The sequence below is a fragment of the Ruegeria sp. YS9 genome (assembly GCF_024628725.1).
Lineage (GTDB): Bacteria > Pseudomonadota > Alphaproteobacteria > Rhodobacterales > Rhodobacteraceae > Ruegeria > Ruegeria atlantica_C.
Window position 1 is genome coordinate 40,550 of sequence record NZ_CP102410.1, and the last position, 22,054, is coordinate 62,603.

The following is a 22,054-nucleotide window of genomic DNA, read 5'->3' on the forward strand; positions in this document are numbered from 1 at the left end:
GTCCGAAGGATCCGTCGCCAAGTTCGGCCAGCCAGGATTGTCCGGGGACGGCGGGCCTGATTGGCGGGAACAACCCGTTTTGCGGTCACCGCTCTTCAGTTTGCATTCAGCAAAAACGATCTGAACTCTTTGAAGGCGGGGGATCTGCTGAATGAGGGTGTGAATTTGGCCACCATTGCGCGGGGCAGCTTCAACGAGGCCGAAAACGGGCGAACCAGGTCGCCATTGTCCAGCAAGTTCTGAACCAGAACTTCGTGCGCCATCAACACGCCGCCGCCATGACGCGCCTCCTCCAGCGCGACGGAATACAACGAGTGCACGGTTCCCGTCTTCGGTACACGTGGGCCATCTGGTTGGCTGTTCAGCCAATTGTCCCAATCATCTGCCCATGCCCCGTCATGGAGAAGTGTTTCCTTCGAAAGATCCGAAACAGAATTCAATCTGTTCGCGACCGAAGGGGCGCAAACCGGGAAAATCACATCTTCGGCTATTTTGATTTCGTTGATGCCGATCGGTTCACCGGAAAAAAACAAAGTCATGTCAAATGGTTCGCGCGCAAGGTTTGGCGGCGTTTCAAGGGCCACGACAGACACGGACAAATCCGGGGCAATTCGCCTAAGCGTTCCAAGCCGCGGGGCCAGCCACAACTGCGCGATCGATGGCAACGCAGCAACTTTGACCTTCCGAGGCAAGGCCTTGCTTCGAAGTTCCTGCACGGCCATTCCCAATTGATCAAACGCCTGGGTGAACCCGGGCAAAAGCTCTTCGGCAAGCGCCGTCATCTCGACCCCTCGGGCATTTCGAACAAAAAGTTGGGTGCCGGCCCAGGCTTCCAGGGTCTTGACGTGCTGAGTTATCGCGCCCGGAGTAACGGATAGCTCGTCTGCCGCCGCGGCAAAACTGCCCAGCCGAGCCGCTGCTTCAAATGCTCGGAGGGCATTGAGATGTGGACCTTTCGGGCGACGAGGAGAAAGTGACATCACTTGAGCCTTAGTTTTTCTGCGGCAAATAAATAGCAATACTGATTTGCTTCGGCCAGTGGAACTCTGAAATTCTGGAGAAAACGTAATCGCATCGGAGGAGCCCGGATGTCGCGGCACTTTGAAAACTCAGTCGGGATGACCGACCCCGTGGTCGCAGAAGCTCTTGCAAACGAGAAAAAGCGTCAGCAGCATCAAATTGAGCTGATCGCGTCCGAAAACATCGTCAGCCGCGCGGTTTTGGATGCCCTCGGACATGAAATGACCAACAAGACGCTTGAGGGATACCCGGGAAACCGGTTCCACGGGGGTGGTCAGTTCGTCGACGTCGTCGAGCAGGCGGCAATCGACCGCGCCAAGGAACTGTTCGGGTGCGACTATGCCAACGTTCAGCCTCATTCCGGCAGCCAGGCGAACCTTGCTGTTTTCTTTCTGCTGCTCAAGCCGGGCGACAGGGTCTTGTCGCTGGATCTGGCCGCCGGCGGTCACCTGAGTCACGGTCTGAAGGCCAACCTGTCGGGGCGCTGGTTCGAACCGCATCATTATGGTGTCGATGCCGAATCCGAGGTCATTGACTGCGATGCGCTGGAAAAACTGGCCGAGGAAATCCAGCCAAAGCTGCTGATTGCGGGTGGGTCTGCCTATCCGCGCGAAATCGAGTTCGAGCGCATGGGACAAATTGCCAGGAAGGTCGGCGCGCATTTTCACGTGGATATGGCTCATATTGCCGGGCTGGTCGCCGCGGGCGTGCACCCTTCGCCTTTTCCGCACGCGGACATTGTGACGTGCACCACGACAAAAACACTGCGTGGTCCTCGTGGCGGGCTGATCCTCACCAACAACAAGGACTGGTTCAAGACGCTGCAATCTGCGGTTTTCCCCGGCGTTCAGGGCTCGATCCACAGCCAGGTTCTGGCGGCCAAAGCGGTTTGCCTTGCCGAAGCGCTTACGGATGAATTCAAGGACTACGGCGCGCAGGTCAAAGCCAACGCCGCCAAACTTGCAGAAACCTTGCAGTCCCGGGGGTTGCGTATCGTGTCCGGAGGTACTGACACGCATCTGGTGCTCGTGGACCTCAGCCCCAAGGGTATCACAGGCAAACGTGCCGAGGTCGTTCTGGAAAAGGCCAATATTACGACCAACAAAAACGCGATTCCCAATGACAGCACGCGACCGCCGGAATGGGTTGGATTGCGCTTGGGCGTGAGCGCGGCAACGACCCGCGGAATGAAAGAAGCCGAGTTCGACCAGTTGGCAAACGTCATTGCGGATTTGATCGAAGCTGAGGCCGGGGATGATACCGGCGCGACCATTCTGCGCTGCAAAGCTTCGGTCGCCGCGTTGTGCAAATCGTTCCCCATCTACCCGGCGTAGTCACTGCGTGCCCGGTGGCAGGGTCCATTGACCGCTCTGGACCACTGGTGTGAGGGTGTCACCGCGGCGGCCATGGCTACGCGTGCCTGATCGGGTGTTTGGGCTGTACCCTGTTTGCAAATTTTGGCATATTCGTGCAGTCCGAAGCCAAAGGGCCGGCCAATGCTCGCACCCGAACGCCACGCCATTATACTGGAAGAAGTCTCGCGCCAGCCTGCGGTCTCGATCCGCTCGCTGACTGAACGGCTTGGTGTATCCCGGGAAACCGTGCGCAAGGATATTGAACAGTTGGCGCTGGAGAACAAGCTTCATCAGGTGCGGGGCGGCGCGACCAGTATTCGCAGGCGGGAACCTCCGATGGCCGACCGGGCTCAAACCAACCCGCAAGGCAAAGAGCGGATCGGAGCCTATGTGGCAAGCGTGATCCCGGACGGGGCCAGCGTGATAATCGACAGTGGGTCAACGACAGTGGCGGCGGCGCAGGCTCTGGCGGCTGTGCGGCAAAACCTTACCATATATACCAATGATTTGACGATTGCATCAGTGTTGGCGTCGGCGGCCGCCGAAGTCACGATGCTGGGCGGGCGGCTGGATTTTTCAGTGAATGCCACATTGGGTTTGGACACGCTCGACCACCTGTCGCGATACAATGCGGAATATGCGTTGATCGGGGTCGGCGGTGTGAGCTCTCGGGCATTGTTTACGGACTTCTCGCTGGAAGGCGCCAACCTGCGTCATATGATGATGCAGCGGGCGCAGCGGCCGCTGATCCTGGCTGATGGCAGCAAGTTCGACGTGGTTGGTCCGATCGTGATGAAACCGCTGCCGGTGAAAGCGACATTGGTGGTGGATGAGGAGTTGCCAGACAGCATAGCTGGCGCGCTGCAAAGCCAACCCGTGGATATTGTGAAGGCATAACGCAAAAACAGGAAAACAATTGCCAAAATTTGCAAAGTGCAAATAGGGTGAAGGGAAATCCGAATCCCTGAGTACGGAGCGAGCCGATGGCTGATACCAGACTTCCACGCTGCGCGACATGTCATTGTCGGAGGCGGCATCATTGGCTGCGCGGTTGCGTATCATCAGACCGGAAAGGGGCATCGCGACGTGCTGCTTTTTGAGCATGGGCAACTGAGCCGTGGCATCACATGGTGTGCGGCTGGTCTGGTTGGCCAATTGTGCAGCCAGCCCGCGATGACCAACCTGATCCGCCGCTCGCCGGGGTTGCATTGCCCAGCGGGTTTGAGCCCCCTAAACCGTTGCCGCCGCAATACAGGTCAAGCTTTGGTCGAGCCGCTGCATGCGCGCGCAAAAAGCGCTCTGAAAGCCGAATTGTGACGCAAGACAAGTTTTCAGCTCAATTCGTCGGGCCACAATGACAATACAGGCAGTTCTCATCGTATTGACCGCAGCCGTGTTGCACGCGCTCTGGAATGCGGTTGTCAAAGGCGCGCCCGACAAAGCGGTTGTTTTGGGGTTGGTGGCGCTTGGCCACGCCGTGCCTGCGCTGATTGCGTTGCCTTTTATCGGCTTGCCGGTTTGGGCGGCGCTTCCCTTCATCATCGGCTCGACCCTGATCCACTGGGGGTACTATTGGTTTCTCAACACCGCGTACAAGCATGGGGATCTGTCGGTGGTGTACCCGATCTCACGCGGGATGACGCCAATCCTGGTCACGGTGGGTGCCATTCTTTTCGCGGGTGAGTTTCTGCCGCCGATCGCGTGGGTCGGTATCGTCTGCATTTCGGCTGGGATTGGGTGCCTGTCCCTGGCCGGGCTGGGCCGAAACACAAGCTGGGTCGCCGTGGCGGCGGCGTTTGGCACGGGTCTGATGATAGCGTCCTATTCGATTGTGGATGGTATTGGTATCCGGCTGTCCGGGAACGTACTGGGATACATTGCGGCATTGTTCGTTGCCGAAATACTTGTTGCCGGGTTTATCTTTGCGACCAGATGGCAGCGTTTCGTCGCACTGCCCAGGCGTTATGTCTGGGCGGGTCTGACAGGCGGCGTCATCTCTGGCCTGGCGTATGGGCTGGTGCTGTATGCCAAGACCATTGCGCCCTTGGGCGTGGTATCCGCGCTTAGGGAAAGTTCGGTTATCTTTGCGTCGCTTATTGGTGTGATGTGGTTCGGCGAGGGGCCAAAGTCCAACAGGCTTCTTGCAGCGATCATTGTCGCGATCGGGATAGGACTGCTTGCGATGACACGTTGAGCGTTTTGCGCCACCGCAAGAAAGTCTGAAGAATTCAGCGCCTTTTACATGCCCTGATGTTCTGTTGATCGTTCTGATCCAGTTCCGCAATGATCTACCGGGACGGGCGGTTTCCATCTATAAGTAATGCTTATGACATCGAAGATATAATCGATTTTTATTGGCGTTTTTATCTGTCAAACTGCTGTCAAACAATCGGTGCACAATAATCGAGTTCGAACGCCGCGCAAGAATGGCGAAAACAACATAATTACCAACAGAGGATCACAATGAAACACAAATCATCATTTCTCGCAGCTCTGACTATAGGTGCGCTAACGGCAACGGTTGCGGCATCGGAAACGGAATTGACAGTTTATACCGCAGTCGAGGCGGAAGACTTGGCGCGGTACGCCGAGACGTTCAATCAAAGCCACCCTGATATCAAGATCAATTGGGTTCGCGACTCGACCGGGATCATTACGGCGAAATTGTTGGCAGAGCGTGATAATCCTCAGGCAGACGTTGTTTGGGGCCTGGCCGCCACGTCGCTGCTGCTGCTGAAGTCAGAAGGTATGTTGGAACCTTATGCGCCGGCCGGTGTGGAAAAGCTGGACAAAAAATTTGTTGATGGCGACAACCCCCCTGCCTGGGTCGGCATGGACGCCTGGGTTGCTGCCGTCTGCTACAATACAGTCGAGGCAGAGAAAGCCGGGCTGACCCCGCCGACATCCTGGAAGGATCTCACCGACCCGATGTACAAAGATCAGGTGATCATGCCCAATCCGAATTCATCGGGCACCGGGTTCCTTGACGTGTCCAGCTGGTTGCAGATGTTCGGTGAAGAAGGTGGTTGGGAATACATGGATGCGCTGCACGAGAACATCGCGCGGTACACCCATTCAGGTTCAAAACCCTGCAAACTGGCCGCGGCAGGCGAAATCCCGATTGGCATCTCCTTCGCGTTCCGCGGAGCAAAATCCAAAGCCGACGGCGCGCCGCTTGAGATCATCGTGCCTTCTGAGGGCGTGGGCTGGGACATGGAAGCCACCGCAATTGTCGCCGGTACCGCAAATCTGGAGGCTGCGCAGAAGCTGGTGGACTTCACCGTCACCAAAGAGGCCAACGAGATGTACAACACCGGCTATGCCGTCGTGGCCTATCCGGGCGTTGCGAAACCGGTTGAGCACTTCCCAGACGGTCTTCTGGATGCAATGATCGAAAATGATTTTGAGTTTGCCGCCAACAATCGCGCGGCAATCCTGAAGGAATGGCAGGCTCGCTATGACGGAAAGTCGGAAGCGAAGTAACCCCTTTGGCAGGAGAGGCTTTCGTGCCTCTCCTGCGCACCAGTCTCTTGTTCCCCTACAAACAACTTACTCACCCGGATTCAACCGGCCAGGATCGGCCGTGCCCGAGGTGCAGATGTGAGGACCTCTCCCGTGCTTCAGAAAACACCACCCGGTGAACTGTATCTCAGCATCCAGAATTTGTGGAAAGCGTTCGGAAGCTTTCTGGCGCTCAAGGACATCTCTTTGGAAATCAATGAAGGGGAATTTGTCTGTTTTCTCGGCCCGTCCGGGTGCGGCAAGACCACTCTTTTGCGGGCGATTGCCGGATTGGATTTGCAGACAAAGGGTACGGTCATGCAGGATGGCAAGGACGTATCCAATCTGCCCCCGTCCGAGAGGGATTTCGGGATCGTGTTTCAGTCCTACGCTCTGTTCCCGAACCTGACGATTGAAAAGAACATCGCCTTTGGCCTTGAAAACACCGGCCGCAGCAAATCGGATATCGCTGTTCGGGTAAACGAACTCTTGAACCTGGTTGGTCTGCCGGATCAGGGCAAGAAATATCCGGCGCAATTGTCAGGTGGGCAGCAGCAACGGATTGCACTGGCGCGTGCCATAGCAACCAACCCCGGACTTTTGCTGCTGGACGAACCCCTGTCGGCGCTGGACGCCAAAGTGCGCGTTCATCTGCGGCATGAGATCAAGGAGTTGCAGCGCAAGCTGGGTGTGACCACCGTAATGGTGACCCACGATCAGGAAGAAGCGCTGGCCATGGCAGACCGGATCGTGGTCATGAATCACGGGGTAATCGAACAGGTGGGGCCTCCTACCGAAATCTACCGGGAACCGGCCAACCTGTTCGTTGCCGATTTTATCGGTGAAATGAACCAGATCCGGTCGCAGGTCACGAAAGGCGGACGATTGAGCGTCGGGGAAAAGACCTTTGCCTGCCTCAGTCACAAGTTCAACGATGGAACCCCGATCATCGCGGCCATTCGACCCGAAGACATCATCCCTCATGAAGCTGGTTACCTCGACACGGGCGGCAATCGGAACTGCATAGAGGTGACGCTTGATGAGATGGAGTTCCTGGGTTCGTTCTGGCGCTGCCGATTGCACAACGAGAGGTTCGGATCATCGGAACTGATCGCGGATTTCTCGATCAACGCCGTGCGTCGTCTGGAACTGGAAGAAGGGCGCAGCATGGTGATTGAGCTCCCCGAGAACCGCCTTATGGCGTTTGACGTGCCGGAGGCTGAGGCATGAGCTCGGTTTCTACCAATCAGGACAGCCTGCCTGTCGGGCCGGACATCAAGCCCAAGCTCAGCCGTGATGATATCCTGATGCGCGGCAGCATGATGGTAATCGCGCTGTATCTGGTCGTGACACTGGCGTTGCCGCTTTACACGATGCTGTCCAAGTCGTTTTCGACCTATCGGATAGAGCTGTCCCAGTACGAGTTTCAGGTAAGTGACGACGCGGGCGTCTTTGATGGAACGATCCTGTCGGCTGACGAGTTGAACAGGCAATTGGGGGTCTTTTCCGACACTGATCTGGTGACCGGTTCCGACGGGCGTTTGCCTGTGACCGGACTCTTCCCCGATTTCAGCTTTCGCAGCCCGGTCATGTACAAGATCCGCAACACGACGGATACCGGGCGCTTTCTTGTCGGGTCGACTTTGAATGAAGGCACCGATTGGGTCGAGCTTGATTCCAACACGTTCCGCCGGGTGCAATTGCGGCCGGTCCAGTCGCGAGGGCTGGACAATTTCATCAACTACTTCTCGACACCGGCACTGTTCAATTCGATCAAGAACTCGCTTTGGATCTCGGTTGTCAGCACCATCGTGACGGTGACACTGGCGTTTTGGTTCGCCTATGCGCTGAACCGAAGCTGCATGCGGTTCAAAGGTGTTTTTCGCCTCATTGCGATGGCACCGATCCTGGTTCCGTCGCTCTTGCCGGGCATCGCGTTGGTCTACCTGTTCGGCAATCAGGGCATGATCAAGGAGTTGCTGTTTGGTGCCAGTATATACGGCCCCATCGGCATCGTGATCGGATCGGTTTTCTTTACCTTTCCGCACGCATTCCTGATCATATCGACCGCCCTCGCGATATCTGACGCGCGCCTGTATGAAGCTGCGGCCAGCTTGCGGTCGACGCCATGGCGGACCTTCTGGACCGTAACGATACCCGGGGCCCGCTATGGCCTGATCTCGGCGGCCTTTGTCGTGTTCAATCTGGTGATCACCGACTTCGGACTGCCAAAGGTCATTGGCGGTCAATTCAACGTGCTTGCCGTGGATATCTACAAACAGGTGATCGGCCAGCAGAACTTTGAAATGGGCGCCGTGGTATCCGTGGTTCTGGTCATCCCGGCCATTCTGGCTTTTGCCATCGATCGAATGGTTCAGTCCAAGCAGGTTGCGCTGCTTTCGGCGCGTTCCGTGCCATATCAGGCGACGCCAAACCCGAAAGCTGACCGCATATTCCTGATCTATTGCAGCCTGATCGGCCTGTTCATCGTTGGTCTTCTGGCAGTGTGTCAGTTTGCGGCGCTGATCAAGTTCTGGCCCTACGACCTGAGTCTGAGCCTCAAGAACTATCAGTTCAACAGAATGGACGGCGGCGGCTGGGGGTCGTATTTCAACTCGATCAGACTGGCGTTGCTGACGGCAGTCATCGGCACGACCGTCGTGTTCTTCGGGGCCTATCTGGTGGAAAAATCGAACGGGTTCAGAACCGGCCGGTCGATTTTCCAGATGTTCGCGATGCTGCCCATGGCGATCCCGGGCATGGTATTGGGGCTGTCCTACATCTTCTTCTTCAACAACCCGTCCAATCCGCTGAACGGGATTTACGGCACGATGGCGATTTTGGTGATTTGCACTGTGACGCATTTCTACACCGTATCGCACCTGACGGCCGTCACCGCGCTCAAGCAAATGGACAGGGAATTTGAGTCGGTGTCTGCCTCGCTCAAACAACCGACGATGAAGCTGTTTGCACGGGTAACGGTTCCGGTTTGCCTGCCAGCGGTGTTGGACATCTCGATCTATCTGTTCGTCAACGCGATGACGACCGTGTCGGCAGTGGTGTTTCTTTATTCTCCCAAAACGACGCTGGCCTCTATCGCGGTGCTGAACATGGATGATGCCGGGGATATAGCACCGGCGGCAGCAATGGGTATGATGATCTTTTACACCAACGCTGCTGCCCGGATCGTTCACCTGATTGCTTCAAAAGGCATTCTCAAGCGCACTCAGGCTTGGCGAAGCAGGTAGCCAAAGGAACCCTGCCCCCGCCGGTCAGGTATCGGCGGGGGGGCTTTTTTCTTCCAGCGCGCGCTGGGCGAAGTCCATGAAGGCTCGGATGATCTTTACGTTGCGCCGTTGCGAAAGCGAAATCATGCTTTCACCCATTTGCAACTTCACGCCTTTCAGCTTGATTTGCCGCAACCGATCATCATGCCCATACTCTGCTTCAGAGACAAATCCGATGCCTGCGCCCGAGGCCACAAGCTCGCGAACGGCCTCGCGCCCTTCCGCAACGATTGCAGGATTCAACGCGATACCGCGCCTTTCGGCTTCTTCTTCCAGTTTCTGACGTGTTTTTGACCCGTGCTCTCTGAAAACCAGCGGCAGATCGGCCAGTTCTCCCAAAGAAAGCGAAGGTTTGGATGCCAAAAGCATGCCTTGCGCAGCGAAGGCCACGATTTCAGTGGACCCCAGATTCAACACATCCATATCCTTGCCAGGGGACAGGCTGCCGACAACGCCGATCTCTGCATTGTACGACCGAAGTTCTTCCAGAATTTCTTCGGTGTTTCCGGATCGAACGGTGATCGTGATTTTTGGGTATTTCTTTTGAAACGACCCCAGGAAAGACGTCATGTGATGCGCTGAATCGGCGATGATCCGCAATTCTCCGTCGATCACGGCCTTGGTTTCCGAGAGGTAGTCCTCGATCTGATCTTCGATCTCGAAATACTGTTTTGTGAACCGGTAAAGCTGTTCCCCTTCAGGGGTGAGGTTCACGCGTTTTCGTTCGCGCTGAAACAACAGCAGGTCGTGTTCCTGTTCCAGCTTTCGAACCTGTTCGGAAATCGCCGGCTGCGTCAGAAAAAGTGCCTCGGCCGCGCGGGAAAACCCGCCATGTCTGGCCACGTAATGAAAGGCTTTGAGCTGGCTGTGCCGCATCACCGGTCCCCAATGATTTGTGCATAGGCTGCACTTATAATTAGATTGATATTTGCAATTTCACATATAGCAACCGTTGCTGCAATGGTGTTTGTGAAAACGCTGTTCTGGAGCCCGGTAATGACGCCTTCCCATCCAAAAATCGAGCAACCGCGCCTCGGCGAACCATACCTTTTGACACCCGGCCCTTTGACAACGTCCTACGCCGTGAAAGAGGCCATGCTGAAGGACTGGGGAAGCTGGGACGACGACTTTCGCGCCATGACAAGAGAGCTGCGGTCAAGCCTGCTGGACCTGCTTGGTGACGGCGCCGACGCGTTCGATTGCGTGCCAATGCAAGGCAGCGGATCGTTCTCGGTCGAAGCAATGCTGGCATCCTTCATCCCACCGGTAGGAAAGGCGCTGGTACTGGCCAACGGCGCCTATGGGCAGCGTTCTGCGCAGACGCTACAGTATCTGGGGCGGGACCATATCGTGCTGGACAAGGGCGATTACCTGCCGCCACGGGGCGACGAGGTTGCGCGCATTCTCGCGGATGACCCGGCCATCACGCATGTTGTTGCCATTCACTGCGAAACCAGCTCGGGTATCTTGAACCCTGTCGAGGAAATATCCCAAGCCACATATGCAGCCGGACGCAAGCTGTTGATCGACTCGATGTCTGCCTTTGGCGCGATCGAACTCAGGCCCTCGGATATTCGATATGAAGCCATGGTGTCTTCGGCCAACAAGTGCATCGAGGGCGTTCCCGGCTTTGGCTTCATTGTGGCGCGCAAGAGCGAGCTGGAAGCCGCAAAGGGCAACAGTCATTCCCTGTCTCTGGATGTGCACGCCCAGTGGGCGCACATGAACAAGACCGGTCAGTGGCGCTTTACCCCGCCGACGCACGTGGTCGCGGCCTTCATCGAAGCGCTTCGGGCGCATGCCGCTGAAGGCGGTGTTGCCGGCCGCGGCGCACGGTACACCCGCAACCGGGACGTCATGGTTTCGGGCATGCGCGAACTGGGTTTCGAAACGCTGCTGGACAATCGTTGGCTCAGCCCGATCATCGTCACGTTCTTCTGCCCCGCCGATGAGAGGTTCGTATTCGATCAGTTCTACAATCTGATGAAGGACAAAGGGTTCATCATCTACCCGGGCAAGCTGACCGTCGTCGACAGTTTCCGCGTCGGATGTATCGGTCAGATGGATGAAGACGTCATGCGTAAGGTTGTGAACGCAGCAAAGGAGTCCCTGGAAGAAATGGGCGTGACAAGCGCCGCTCCTCCTCTTCGGGCACTGGAAGAACGCGCCAAGCTGGCCGCTTAAACATCAAGGAAAATACAGATGACCATTCAAACCCCTGTCGAAGCAAATGAGCGCGTCTATCCGACGCCGAAGGTGCCCGCCATAGCCATCTGCCTTGATGGATGCGAGCCGGAATACCTCGATGTCGCGATTGCGAAAGGGCTGATGCCCAACCTCAAGCGGATCCGGGAAGAGGGCACGGACCGGCTGGCACATTCCGTTATCCCCTCGTTCACCAACCCCAACAATCTTTCGATTGCCACCGGGCGTCCGCCAATCGTGCATGGAATCTGCGGCAACTACCTCATCGACCCGGACAGTGGTGAAGAGGTGATGATGAATGATGTCCGTTTCCTGCGTGCGCCGACCATTTTTTCCCAGTTCTACGACGCGGGTTTCCGTGTGGCGATGGTGACCGCCAAGGACAAGCTGCGCGCGCTGCTGGGTGCCGGGCTGAAATTTGACGAAGGCAGGGCGGTTGCCTTTTCTTCCGAACGGTCGGGCGAAACGACGCTGGCGGAACACGGCATCGACAACGCCAGCAAATGGCTGGGCATGGACGTCCCCGAGGTTTACTCGGCAGAGCTTTCCGAATTTGTCTTTGCCGCTGGCGTCAAGCTGCTGAAAGAGTTCAAGCCCGACGTGATGTATTTGTCGACCACCGACTATATTCAGCACAAGTTTGCACCCGATCAAAAAGGCGCGCTGGATTTCTATGCCATGTTTGACCGGTATCTGGGCGAACTGGATGAACTGGGTGCGGCCATCGTGGTGACGGCGGATCACGGCATGAAGCCCAAGCATCTGGCGGATGGATCCCCCTCGGTGGTGTACGTGCAGGACCTGATGGACGAATGGCTGGGCAAGGATGCGGCGCGGGTCATCCTTCCGATTACCGATCCATACGTCGTGCATCATGGCGCGTTGGGTTCCTTCGCAACCGCCTATTTGCCTGATGGAGCAGACCGGGACGACATCATCGGCAAGCTCAAGGCGACCAACGGCATTACGCATGTGCTGACCAAGGCCGAAGCGATCGAGCAATTCGAATTGCCGGGCGACCGCATTGGCGACATCGTGATGGTTTCCGGCGAAAACATCTGCATCGGCACGTCCGAGCATCGCCATGATCTGGCAGCGCTCAAAGAACCGTTGCGCAGCCATGGCGGTTTGACCGAACAGGAAGTTCCCTTCATCGTGAACCGCGTCATCGACCTGCCGAACCAACCGGTGCTGCGCAATTTCGATGCCTTCTTTTACGCAACAACAGCGGCGGCACAGTAAGCTATGAAAGATCAGACCATGTCGAAAATCGAAGTACGCAACGAGGGAATGCGGATCGGTGGCGAGATTGTCTTTACCGACGAGACCGTTCCCGTTCTCTACCCGTACACCAATGAAGTTGTGGGCCACGTACCAGCCGGTACAGCCGAACATGCGCGCCGGGCTTTTGAGATTGCGGCGAATTACAAACCCAAGCTGACCCGATACGAGCGCAGCCAAATCCTGCAACGGGCAGGCGAGTTGATCGGCGAAAAGCGCGACTATCTTGCGAAATGGCTGACGCTGGAGTTGGGGATCTGTCACCAGCATGCGATCTACGAAACCAAGCGCGCGCAGGACGTGTATCAATTCGCGGCGGCCGAGGCACTGAAGGATGATGGTGAGATCTTTTCCTGCGACCTGACCCACAACGGCAAGGCCCGCAAGATTTTCACCACCCGAGAGCCGGTGAAAGCTATCAGTGCGATCACGCCGTTCAATCACCCGCTGAACATGGTCAGCCACAAGATCGCGCCGTCGATTGCCACCAACAATTGCATGGTTTGCAAGCCGACTGAGCTGACGCCGCTGACCGCATTGACACTGGCTGACATTCTTTATGAGGCCGGCTTGCCGCCCGAGATGTTTCAGGTCGTGACCGGCTGGCCCGGTGACATTGGCGACGAGATGATCACCAATGAACACATCGATATCATCACCTTTACCGGTGGTGTGCCAGTGGGCAAGATGATTGCCGAAAAGGGCGTCTACAAGCGTCAGGCGCTGGAACTTGGCGGCAACGACCCTCTGATCGTTCTGAATGACCTCAGTGAGGCCGATCTGGACAAGGCGGCGACCATTGCCGTGGCGGGGGCTACCGGAAACTCCGGTCAGCGTTGCACGGCGGTCAAGCGCATACTCGTGCAGGAAAGTGTGGCCGACAAGTTTGTGCCGCTGGTTCTTGAGAAGGCGAAGAAGATCAAGTTCGGCGATCCGCAGGACCCGGAAACCGAACTGGGATGCGTGATCCATGACAAGGCCGCCGAGATTTTTGAAAACCGCGTTCTTCAGGCTGAAAAAGAGGGTGCTGAAATTCTGTACCACCCCGGTCGTCAGGGGGCGCTGCTGCCGCCTATCGTGGTCGACAAGGTGCCCCATGACAGCGAACTGGTGATGGAGGAAACCTTTGGCCCCATCGTGCCGATCGTTCGCGTACCGGACAACGACGAAGAGGTGATGGCAATTTCAAACGGTACCGAGTTCGGCCTGTCTTCGGGTGTCTGCACAAACGATCTGAACCGGGCGATTGCCTTTATCAACGGGTTGAACGTCGGCACCTGCAACATCTGGGAACAGCCGGGTTACCGCATTGAAATGTCGCCCTTTGGCGGCATCAAGGACAGTGGAAACGGGGTGAAGGAAGGCGTCATCGAAGCGATGAAGTTTTTCACCAACGTCAAAACCTATTCGCTGCCGTGGCCTAACTGAGTCTGGTGCCCTTATCCCTTTTGCGGAAAGGGCAACACAGTTCCTCCCTGGTACTGGCGGGCCTTGCGGGGTCCGCATCTTTTGATGACGGCAATGAGGAGCGGACATGCCACAGATTGTCCATACTGAAGGGGAATCAAACACGTCCGAGGCGCGCAAGGCGTGGCTGCGAAAGTCCATGGGACCGAAGTCAACGCCATTGCTCAAACGCGATGCGAACGTGTTCCTGCATCAATCTTTGTCTTCACCCTGCGTCAGCACCATTGCAAAGGCCGAAGGGATCTGGATCGAGGACATCGAGGGTCGCCGGTACATGGATTTCCATGGCAATTCGGTGCACCATATCGGGTATGGCCATCCCCGTTTGGTTGCCGCCATTAAGGCACAGCTTGACGATCTGCCCTTTGCGCCCCGCCGCTTCACCAATGATCCGGCGGTGGAACTGGCCGAGAAACTGGCACAGATCGTGCCTGGTGATCTGGGCAAAATGCTTTTTACCACCGGCGGATCCGACGCCAACGAGGTCGCCCTCAAGATTGCGCGCGCCGCTACCGGCCGGTTCAAAACGATCAGCTTCTGGGATGCTTTCCATGGCGCGGGGTTCGGTGCTGCAAGCGTCGGCGGAGAGGCGACCTTTCGCAGTCATATCGCGGGGCCCCTTTTGTCCGGTACCGAACATGTCGCCCCCTTTGCCTGCTATCGATGCCCATACAATCATGCGGGCCCAGAAACCTGCGGGCTGGCCTGTGCAAAAATGGTCGAATTTGTTCTGGAGCGTGAAGGAGACGTGGCGGCAGTCATAGCGGAACCGATGCGCGCCGTGCCCTATGTCCCGCCGCCGGGGTTCTGGAAGACGGTGCGCGAGGCATGCAACCGTCACGGGGCGCTGTTGATCATGGATGAAATTCCGACGGGCCTTGGCAAGACGGGAAGGATGTTCGCCTTTGAGCATGACGAGATCATCCCGGACATCGTGACACTTGGGAAAGCGCTTGGCGGCGGCATCCTGCCCATCGCGGCCTGTGTCGCCCGCAAACAGCTGGATGTCTGCGGAGATTTTGCCATCGGGCATTACACGCACGAAAAGAACCCGGTCACCGCCCGGGCTGCTTTGACGACGATCCAGATCATCGAAGACGAAGGCCTGGTTCGCCGGTCAGCGGAACTGGGGGAACATGCCATTGCTCGCTTGATGGATGAACTTCAGAACGTTCCGATTGTCGGTGACATCCGGGGACGGGGCCTGATGTTCGGGATTGAAATCGTGGATGATCGCGCCGACAAAACGCCGGGGAACGCGAGCGCCGAACGGATCTACTATGCCTGCCTCGAGGCCGGTCTGAGCTATAAGATCAGCCAGGGGTGCGTTCTGACATTGTCACCGCCGCTGACCATCTCGCGTTTGGAGTTGGACCGCGCAATCGACATCGTAATTGCCGCAATCAAGGCCGAGAGTTGACGCCCCTTACCGATCTCGTGTCACAATGGGATCAGGGGCCGCGCCTTTCCGGGGCCCTTTGGCCAGGTTCATGGGTGACGGATGTTCCGTCAAAGCGCGGACAAGTGGTTGCGGTGAAGCACACAGGAGTTTACGCCTTGTAGGCCAAAATGGGATATATCCCTTCCCAATCGCGGTCGGTAACATGAACAATACAACGCGCTGCGACAAGCTGGGCCAAAAAGAATAACGGGGTAGAGTATGGCAATTGTCAGCTTCCTTATCAGCCTTGCCGGGGCCACGATGCTGCTGCTTTACGCGGTTCGTATGGTGCGAACCGGGATCGAGCGCAGCTATGGCGCGTCGTTCCAGCGGGTAATGACCCAACAGCGCAGTTACCTTCAGGCCTCGGTGGTCGGGTTGACGATGGCGGTCGTGCTGCAAAGCTCGGCGGCTGTTGCTCTGTTGACCTCGGGATTTGCGGCCAGTGGAATGCTCAGTTTTCCTGCCGGCCTTGCGATTGTACTTGGTGGCGATCTGGGTTCGGCACTTATCATCCAGATCCTTTCGTTCCGGCTGGACTGGCTTGTTCCTATGCTGTTGGCGGTTGGGGGGTATCTGTTCGTAAAGACCGAAGCCAAGAAGACGCGGCAGCTGGGGCGCATCCTGATGGGTGTGGCCTTTATCCTGATCTCGCTTCGGTTCCTTCGCGAGGCGATGGATCCCATTCGGGACAGCGCGTTTCTGCCCGCGGTGGCGGATTATCTGGCGCGCGATTACATCACCGCGTTTTTGGTCGGGGGCGCCTTGGCTTTCATCATGCATTCCTCGGTGGCGGCCATCCTCATGTGTGTGACCCTTGTTCAGATCGGAGCGATCCCGTTTGCCGCCGGGATGTCTTTGGTATTTGGCGCGAATTTCGGCTCTGCCTTCATTCCGGTCTGGCTCACCCGTGCCATGCCAGTCCAGGCCCGGCGCATTCCCTATGCCAACCTGGCATTGCGTGGCAGTTGGGCCTTGCTGAGTTTGTTTGCGGCCAACATGGCTCTGCGGACCGGGTTGTTAGGAGACCCGCAAGGCGGGCAGATGCTGGTCAATGTGCATGTTTTGTTCAACCTGTCACTGCTGCTTCTGGCCTTGCCATTTTGCGGGAAGTTGAAAGATCTGTTCGAAAGGTTCTTGCCGGATCAGAAGCAAGAACTGGTTCCGCAACCGGCACGACCGGCCAGCGCATTGGACATAGGCAATGTGGCCAATCCCAGCCAGGCCCTGCCAAGCCTCAAGCGAGAGCTGCTGCGGATGAGCGACCTTGTCGAAACCATGTTCCGGCCTTGTCTGGAATTGTATCGCAGTGGCGACAAACAACAGATTCGAGCGGTGCAAGCCATCGACGAGGACGTGAACAATTGCCTGTCCGGGATCAGGGCATTCGTTTCGGCGATTCCACCGGATGTATACGAAAAAAAGGATGAAAAATCCGCGCGCGACCTTATGGAATTCGCTATCCGGCTGGAGACGGCCGGTGATGTCGTGGCCAAACGCTTGACCGTGTTGGCGGGTGAAATGCGGGCCAAAGGCTCGAGCTTTTCGCAGGAAGGCTGGTCGGAACTTGTTCAGATGCACGAGGGCATTCTGGCCAACATGAAGCTGGCATCAAACGTGCTTATCTCGGACGATCTGGAAAGCGCGCGCCTGCTGAGCCTTGAGAAGACCGAAATCAAACGGGTGGAACGTGAAAGCCGTAAACGACATCTGCGCCGATTGCAGCACGGGTCACGCGAGAGTTTCGAAACCAGTGATATTCATCTTGAGACCTTGCGGGCGTTCCGGGAGTTCAACAGCCATATCGCATCTATTGCGTACCCGGTGCTGTACCAGAATGGCCAGCTTCTCGAGACGCGGCTGATCGACGAAATTGCGAAATAGCCGGAAGGTTCTCTGACAAAAATCTGAAAAAGAAAAGGAACGATGCTACACTCGGGATGACGGCAGCGAACAGGAGCCGGACCCGATGCAAGCCCGGGAAAAGAAAACAGGAAAAACGAAATTCGAAGCAAAAAAGTGGCCTCAGTTTCGAAACTCGGTTTTGAGGCTGTTCGGCGTCGAGGAAAGCGTCCGTCCAAGGCGCGGGGCAGGAGATCACCTCGATTCCGGTGAACCGGTTCGTTCCACAGTCGAGGCCAGTTCTTCGGGGGCCCGATCGAACAGACCAGAGCGCGGCGCAGAAGGCGGAATCCAAAACGTTGCGGTCGAAAAGGCAACCACGTTTTACCTGCCTTGATGATGAAGCCGGCGACGGTTTTTTGGGGGCGTTCCCAAACCTGATCCGGGAAAAAACCAATGAACGGCGACGCCGTGGGGTTTCGCGGGCCTCATCGTCGCTTCGGAACCTGTTCGAATGGATCTTTCGCTTGGTGCGTTCAAAGTTTTGCAACAAAGCCGATACCAGACGGCAAGTACCCCCGGGAACCGATATCAAAAGGAAGGTATGGGCAGGGCGTTGCTGCGTTTGATTTCGCGCAGAACGACATTTGTTTGCGCGCTTTCTACCGCCGGCAGGCGAAACAGGAATTCTTCCAGGAAAACGTTGTAAGCCCCGATATCTTTGCAGATCACCCGCATGTGGTAGTCCGCCTGCCCGGTCGTTGCGTAGCATTCCATGACTTCCGGGCGCTTCTCGATCGCTGCGATGAACTGCTCCAGATGTTCCGGATTGTGCCGGGTCAGATGAACATGCACCTGGGCCTGAAACGAAAGCCCGGCGTGTTCAGGCGACAATTCGGCCCGGTACTGCGAAATCAGGCCGGCCTCTTCAAACGCGCGGACTCGACGCCAGCAGGCAGAAGATGACATGCCCACCCGTTCAGCAAGGTCAGCGTTTGAGATGCGGCAATCATTCTGAAGCAGCGCGAGAAGTTGGCAGTCACGTGAGTCGAGAAGCATCCGAGAAAAATACCCCATATCGCGACAAAAGAAGAGAGGATTTTTCAAAAATATCCGGAAATGGCGGGAAGGTAGAACAGATTCCTCAGAAAATTCCGGTAAAATACCCAGAAAAGGCGAGGCATCCATGACTGACCAGTCCCTGAAATTCGATACTTACGCCCTGTCGGACCGATACAAGGCCTCGGAGGGTCGTGTTTTCCTGACGGGAACGCAAGCTCTGGTGCGCATCATGTTGGACCAGGCCCGCAGGGACGCAGCAGCAGGAAACAACACGGCCGGGTTCATTTCCGGATATCGGGGGTCCCCCCTTGGTGGTCTGGATCTGGAGCTGTGGCGAGCGAAAGAGGAAACCGAGGCGGCCAGGATCACATTCATGCCTGCTGTAAACGAAGACCTCGGCGCCACAGCGGTTCTTGGTGCCCAGCAGGCCTCGCTTGATCCCGATTGTGAGGTCGAGGGCGTGTTTTCGATGTGGTACGGGAAGGGCCCCGGAGTTGACCGTTCAGGGGACGCGCTGCGCCATGGCAATGCCTATGGCTCGTCGCCGAAAGGCGGGGTTCTGGTTGTCGCGGGTGACGATCATGGCTGTGTGTCTTCTTCAATGCCGCATCAGTCCGACGTCGCCTTCATGACCTGGTTCATGCCAACGCTGAATCCGGCCAACGTGGCTGAATACCTGGAATTCGGTGAATACGGGATCGCGCTGAGCCGGTATTCAGGCACCTGGGTCGGGTTCAAGGCGATTTCGGAAACCGTGGAAAGCGGGCAATCCGTGCAGTTGAGACCGGACCGTGCATTTACCATGCCGGAAATAGATCTGCCGTCGGGCGGCTTGCACGTGCGCAGCGCCGATTTGCCAAGCCCGGCCATCGAGACGCGGATCGAACACAAGTTGCGGGCGGTCGAGGCTTTTGTCGAAGCCAACCCGATCGACCGGCGCATCTATGATATCAAGGATGCCCCATTCGGGATTGTCACAACGGGCAAAAGCCATCTGGACCTGATGGAAGTGCTGCGTCTTCTGGGGCTGGACGAAAGCGGATGCCGCCGTTTGGGCATCGACATCTACAAGGTCGGGATGGTTTGGCCTTTGGCACGGCGCGATGCGCTGTCTTTTGTCCGTGGCAAAAAAGAGGTTCTGGTCGTCGAGGAAAAACGCGGGATCATCGAGAGCCAGTTCAAGGAATATTTCTATGACTGGCCGGGGGACAAACCCGAAAAGATGGTCGGAAAACACCGCGCAGCAGGCGATCCGTTGATTCCCTGGACCGGAGAGTTGAGCCCGTTGAACCTGATTCCGGTCGTTGCAGAGCGACTCAACCGTTTTTTTCCGGAAGAGGGATTCCTGGAAAAGGCGAAGGCGCTGACGGACGAACCGCCATCCGTGCTTAATGTTCCAGGTGCGGTCAGGGCTCCGTACTTTTGCTCGGGTTGCCCCCACAACACATCCACCAAAGTCCCGGATGGAAGCACGGCTGCGTCAGGCATCGGCTGTCACGTGATGGCAAGTTGGATGAATCGCAACACGGTCGGTTATGCGCAGATGGGCGGCGAGGGTGTGCCGCATGTTGTTGCCTCGAAATTCAATGGCAACAAACATATCTTTCAAAACCTTGGCGAGGGTACCTGGTATCATTCCGGGTCGCTTGCCATTCGCCAGGCCGTGGCGGCGGGCACGAACATCACCTACAAGATCCTTTACAATGACGCAGTGGCAATGACGGGGGGGCAGCCTGTTGATGGCCCTATCAGCGTTTCCGGGATCGCCCAGACCTGTCGCGCAGAAGGTGTGGACCGGATCGCCTTGGTTTCAGACGATATAACAAAGTTCGATTCCGGCGATTTTCCGGCACGAACCAGCTTTCACCCCCGGGAAGAGATGGATGCCGTGCAGCGCGAGCTGCGTGACATCCAAGGTGTTACGGTTTTGATCTACGAGCAGACCTGCGCCACCGAGAAACGTCGTCGCCGCAAGCGTGGCAAAACAGAAGACCCCAAGCGGTTTGCGTTCATCAACCCCGCGGTGTGCGAAGGCTGCGGCGATTGCTCTGTCGAAAGCAACTGTCTGAGTATTGAACCATTGGAAACCCCATTGGGCCGCAAGCGAAAGGTCAACCTGAACTCGTGCAACAAGGACTATTCCTGCCTGAACGGGTTTTGCCCCAGTTTCATTACGGTGGAAGGGGCGATGCGGCGAAAAGAACCCAAGCAGAAACTGGATATCCCGTCGCTTCTTGCCAAGGTTCCCGACCCGCAGCTTCCTGACCTGCACGCGCCGTACGATCTTTTGGTCGGTGGGGTCGGTGGTACCGGTGTCGTAACGGTGGGCGCCGTTCTGACGATGGCGGCGCATTTGGAAGGCAAAGGCGCCAGCGTGCTGGATTTCACCGGGTTCGCCCAGAAATTCGGTACGGTTGTCGGCTATGTTCGCATTGCCCGTACGCCCGACGAAATCAATCAGGTCCGAATTGAGGCCAAAAGCGCCAATGCCGTCATTGGGTGTGACGTGGTCGTGTCTTCGGCGCCCAAAGCCTCGGTTCACTATCGCAAGGGCACAAAAGTCGTGCTGAACCGTGCGGAAATGCCAACAGGCGATCTTGTTCTGCGCCGCGATGCCCAGCTCAAGGTCGATGAACGAGAAGCGTTGATACGCCGGACCGTCGGCGAAGAAAACGTTTTCGGTTTGGATGCAAACCAATTGGCCGTGGATTTGCTGGGGGATTCGGTCTTTGCCAATACCTTGCTGTTTGGTGTCGCATGGCAGTTGGGGAACATTCCGATCAGTGAAGTTGCGATCAAACAGGCGATCAAGCTCAATGGAACCGCGGTCGAGGCCAACATAAGGGCCTTTGATCTCGGGCGGGTGATCGCAGCAAACCCACAGATGCTGAATGCGAAGGAAAAGAGCTTCTCGCAAGAATCGGCGCAGCAGATAATCGATTACCGGTCCGACGAATTGGCGACCTATCACGATGACGCTTATGCGCAACAGTACCGGGATCGCCTGGCCCGTCTGTCCGCAGCACTGCCTGACCAGATTCGCGAGGAAGCGCTTTCGCTTGCGGCAAAATCCCTGTTTCGCCTCATGGCAATCAAGGACGAATACGAGGTTGCCCGGTTGCTGACATCGCGACAATTCGAGAAACAACTGCGGTCCGAGTTCGAAGGGGATTTTCGGATCAAATACCACCTCGCCCCTCCGGTTTTAGGTGGTCAGAAGGATGCACGCGGGCGACCGCGCAAGCGAAGCTATGGTGGTTGGGTGACCCCCGTTCTGAGGCTCCTTTCGCGTGCACGCAGGCTTCGCGGCGGCTGGCTTGATCCGTTCCGGTTTTCAAGGGACCGCAAGCTTGAAAACGAAACCCTGGCCTGGTTTCTGGGTGTCCTGGATCGCGTCGAAGACACGGACCTCGAGGCGGAAACCTGCCTGAAAATCCTGTCAGCCCCGCTGGATATCCGCGGCTTTGGCCCGGTGCGCGAAGCTGCAACACAAACCGTACGCGCGGATGTAGATGCCATGCTGAACGTGATCGGAGAACAGCGAAGGGATGCGCAGGGCGCCGCGTCTCAAAAGGCCTGAGTGCTTTTTCCGG

The 22,054-nt window shown here is 57.0% G+C and carries 16 protein-coding genes; 13 read left to right on the plus strand and 3 right to left on the minus strand.

The window, feature by feature from the left end; all coding sequences use genetic code 11:
• Window positions 1-95 precede the first annotated feature (95 nt).
• A complete protein-coding gene (locus NOR97_RS16625) occupies window positions 96-980 on the minus strand; it encodes a LysR family transcriptional regulator (protein WP_257601194.1) in 885 nt (294 codons plus the stop codon).
• A 108-nt stretch (window positions 981-1,088) separates the two neighbouring features.
• On the opposite strand from NOR97_RS16625, the gene glyA reads away from it, so the two are divergent.
• From glyA to NOR97_RS16660, 7 genes are all read left to right on the plus strand, one after another.
• Entirely contained in the window at window positions 1,089-2,354 is a 1,266-nt protein-coding gene (gene glyA / locus NOR97_RS16630; protein ID WP_170346838.1) for a serine hydroxymethyltransferase, read from the plus strand.
• 162 nt (window positions 2,355-2,516) lie between these two features.
• Window positions 2,517-3,272: a DeoR/GlpR family DNA-binding transcription regulator gene (locus tag NOR97_RS16635; protein ID WP_170346839.1), complete on the plus strand. Its 756-nt coding sequence runs from the start codon at window positions 2,517-2,519 to the stop codon at window positions 3,270-3,272.
• Between the two features lie 123 nt (window positions 3,273-3,395).
• Window positions 3,396-3,692, plus strand: coding sequence for an FAD-dependent oxidoreductase (locus NOR97_RS21235; RefSeq protein ID WP_374041637.1), 297 nt, complete (start codon window positions 3,396-3,398; stop codon window positions 3,690-3,692).
• 37 nt (window positions 3,693-3,729) lie between these two features.
• Window positions 3,730-4,569, plus strand: a complete 840-nt coding sequence (locus NOR97_RS16645) for a DMT family transporter (protein WP_257601195.1) — start codon at window positions 3,730-3,732, stop codon at window positions 4,567-4,569.
• Between the two features lie 269 nt (window positions 4,570-4,838).
• Window positions 4,839-5,858 carry a putative 2-aminoethylphosphonate ABC transporter substrate-binding protein gene (locus NOR97_RS16650; protein ID WP_257601196.1) on the plus strand — a complete coding sequence of 340 codons (1,020 nt, stop codon included), beginning with the start codon at window positions 4,839-4,841 and terminating at the stop codon, window positions 5,856-5,858.
• A 132-nt stretch (window positions 5,859-5,990) separates the two neighbouring features.
• Window positions 5,991-7,106, plus strand: coding sequence for a putative 2-aminoethylphosphonate ABC transporter ATP-binding protein (locus NOR97_RS16655; RefSeq protein WP_257601197.1), 1,116 nt, complete (start codon window positions 5,991-5,993; stop codon window positions 7,104-7,106).
• Window positions 7,103-9,124, plus strand: a complete 2,022-nt coding sequence (locus tag NOR97_RS16660; RefSeq protein ID WP_257601198.1) for a putative 2-aminoethylphosphonate ABC transporter permease subunit — start codon at window positions 7,103-7,105, stop codon at window positions 9,122-9,124. The genes NOR97_RS16655 and NOR97_RS16660 overlap by 4 nt, the downstream gene beginning before the upstream one ends.
• Window positions 9,125-9,148: 24 nt before the next feature.
• Here the strand turns inward: NOR97_RS16660 and NOR97_RS16665 are convergent, their stop codons facing one another.
• Complete coding sequence (locus NOR97_RS16665) at window positions 9,149-10,039, minus strand: LysR substrate-binding domain-containing protein (protein ID WP_257601199.1); 891 nt, start codon at window positions 10,037-10,039, stop codon at window positions 9,149-9,151.
• A 120-nt stretch (window positions 10,040-10,159) separates the two neighbouring features.
• Here NOR97_RS16665 and NOR97_RS16670 point away from each other — a divergent pair, with 120 nt between their 5' ends.
• The 5 genes from NOR97_RS16670 (at window position 10,160) to NOR97_RS16690 (ending at window position 17,441) form a co-directional block, all read left to right on the plus strand.
• Window positions 10,160-11,347 carry a 2-aminoethylphosphonate--pyruvate transaminase gene (locus NOR97_RS16670; protein WP_257601200.1) on the plus strand — a complete coding sequence of 396 codons (1,188 nt, stop codon included), beginning with the start codon at window positions 10,160-10,162 and terminating at the stop codon, window positions 11,345-11,347.
• A gap of 18 nt (window positions 11,348-11,365) precedes the next feature.
• The gene (gene phnA, locus NOR97_RS16675) at window positions 11,366-12,610 is read left to right on the plus strand and encodes a phosphonoacetate hydrolase (protein ID WP_170346845.1); all 1,245 of its coding nucleotides are present in this window, start codon (window positions 11,366-11,368) and stop codon (window positions 12,608-12,610) included.
• An 18-nt stretch (window positions 12,611-12,628) separates the two neighbouring features.
• Complete coding sequence (phnY, locus tag NOR97_RS16680; RefSeq protein ID WP_170346846.1) at window positions 12,629-14,077, plus strand: phosphonoacetaldehyde dehydrogenase; 1,449 nt, start codon at window positions 12,629-12,631, stop codon at window positions 14,075-14,077.
• A 106-nt stretch (window positions 14,078-14,183) separates the two neighbouring features.
• On the plus strand, window positions 14,184-15,536 hold the full coding sequence (locus NOR97_RS16685) for an aspartate aminotransferase family protein (RefSeq protein ID WP_257601201.1): 1,353 nt from the start codon (window positions 14,184-14,186) through the stop codon (window positions 15,534-15,536).
• A 240-nt stretch (window positions 15,537-15,776) separates the two neighbouring features.
• The gene (locus NOR97_RS16690) at window positions 15,777-17,441 is read left to right on the plus strand and encodes a Na/Pi cotransporter family protein (protein ID WP_170346848.1); all 1,665 of its coding nucleotides are present in this window, start codon (window positions 15,777-15,779) and stop codon (window positions 17,439-17,441) included.
• A 549-nt stretch (window positions 17,442-17,990) separates the two neighbouring features.
• Here NOR97_RS16690 and NOR97_RS16695 read toward each other — a convergent pair.
• Entirely contained in the window at window positions 17,991-18,458 is a 468-nt protein-coding gene (locus NOR97_RS16695) for an Lrp/AsnC family transcriptional regulator (RefSeq protein ID WP_257601402.1), read from the minus strand.
• Between the two features lie 127 nt (window positions 18,459-18,585).
• Here NOR97_RS16695 and NOR97_RS16700 point away from each other — a divergent pair, with 127 nt between their 5' ends.
• Window positions 18,586-22,041: an indolepyruvate ferredoxin oxidoreductase family protein gene (locus NOR97_RS16700; RefSeq protein WP_257601202.1), complete on the plus strand. Its 3,456-nt coding sequence runs from the start codon at window positions 18,586-18,588 to the stop codon at window positions 22,039-22,041.
• The last annotated feature ends 13 nt before the right edge of the window (window positions 22,042-22,054 follow it).

Excerpts from the sequence above, each read along its gene's own strand:
- NOR97_RS16670 (WP_257601200.1), top strand. The coding sequence starts at position 10,160 with ATGACGCCTTCCCATCCAAAAATCGAGCAACCGCGCCTCGGCGAACCA.
- NOR97_RS16625 (WP_257601194.1), bottom strand. The coding sequence starts at position 980 with ATGTCACTTTCTCCTCGTCGCCCGAAAGGTCCACATCTCAATGCCCTC.
- NOR97_RS16660 (WP_257601198.1), top strand. The coding sequence starts at position 7,103 with ATGAGCTCGGTTTCTACCAATCAGGACAGCCTGCCTGTCGGGCCGGAC.
- NOR97_RS16635 (WP_170346839.1), top strand. The coding sequence starts at position 2,517 with ATGCTCGCACCCGAACGCCACGCCATTATACTGGAAGAAGTCTCGCGC.
- phnY (WP_170346846.1), top strand. The coding sequence starts at position 12,629 with ATGTCGAAAATCGAAGTACGCAACGAGGGAATGCGGATCGGTGGCGAG.
- NOR97_RS16650 (WP_257601196.1), top strand. The coding sequence starts at position 4,839 with ATGAAACACAAATCATCATTTCTCGCAGCTCTGACTATAGGTGCGCTA.
- phnA (WP_170346845.1), top strand. The coding sequence starts at position 11,366 with ATGACCATTCAAACCCCTGTCGAAGCAAATGAGCGCGTCTATCCGACG.
- NOR97_RS16645 (WP_257601195.1), top strand. The coding sequence starts at position 3,730 with ATGACAATACAGGCAGTTCTCATCGTATTGACCGCAGCCGTGTTGCAC.
- NOR97_RS16695 (WP_257601402.1), bottom strand. The coding sequence starts at position 18,458 with ATGCTTCTCGACTCACGTGACTGCCAACTTCTCGCGCTGCTTCAGAAT.
- NOR97_RS16685 (WP_257601201.1), top strand. The coding sequence starts at position 14,184 with ATGCCACAGATTGTCCATACTGAAGGGGAATCAAACACGTCCGAGGCG.
- NOR97_RS16690 (WP_170346848.1), top strand. The coding sequence starts at position 15,777 with ATGGCAATTGTCAGCTTCCTTATCAGCCTTGCCGGGGCCACGATGCTG.
- NOR97_RS16700 (WP_257601202.1), top strand. The coding sequence starts at position 18,586 with ATGACTGACCAGTCCCTGAAATTCGATACTTACGCCCTGTCGGACCGA.
- glyA (WP_170346838.1), top strand. The coding sequence starts at position 1,089 with ATGTCGCGGCACTTTGAAAACTCAGTCGGGATGACCGACCCCGTGGTC.
- NOR97_RS16665 (WP_257601199.1), bottom strand. The coding sequence starts at position 10,039 with ATGCGGCACAGCCAGCTCAAAGCCTTTCATTACGTGGCCAGACATGGC.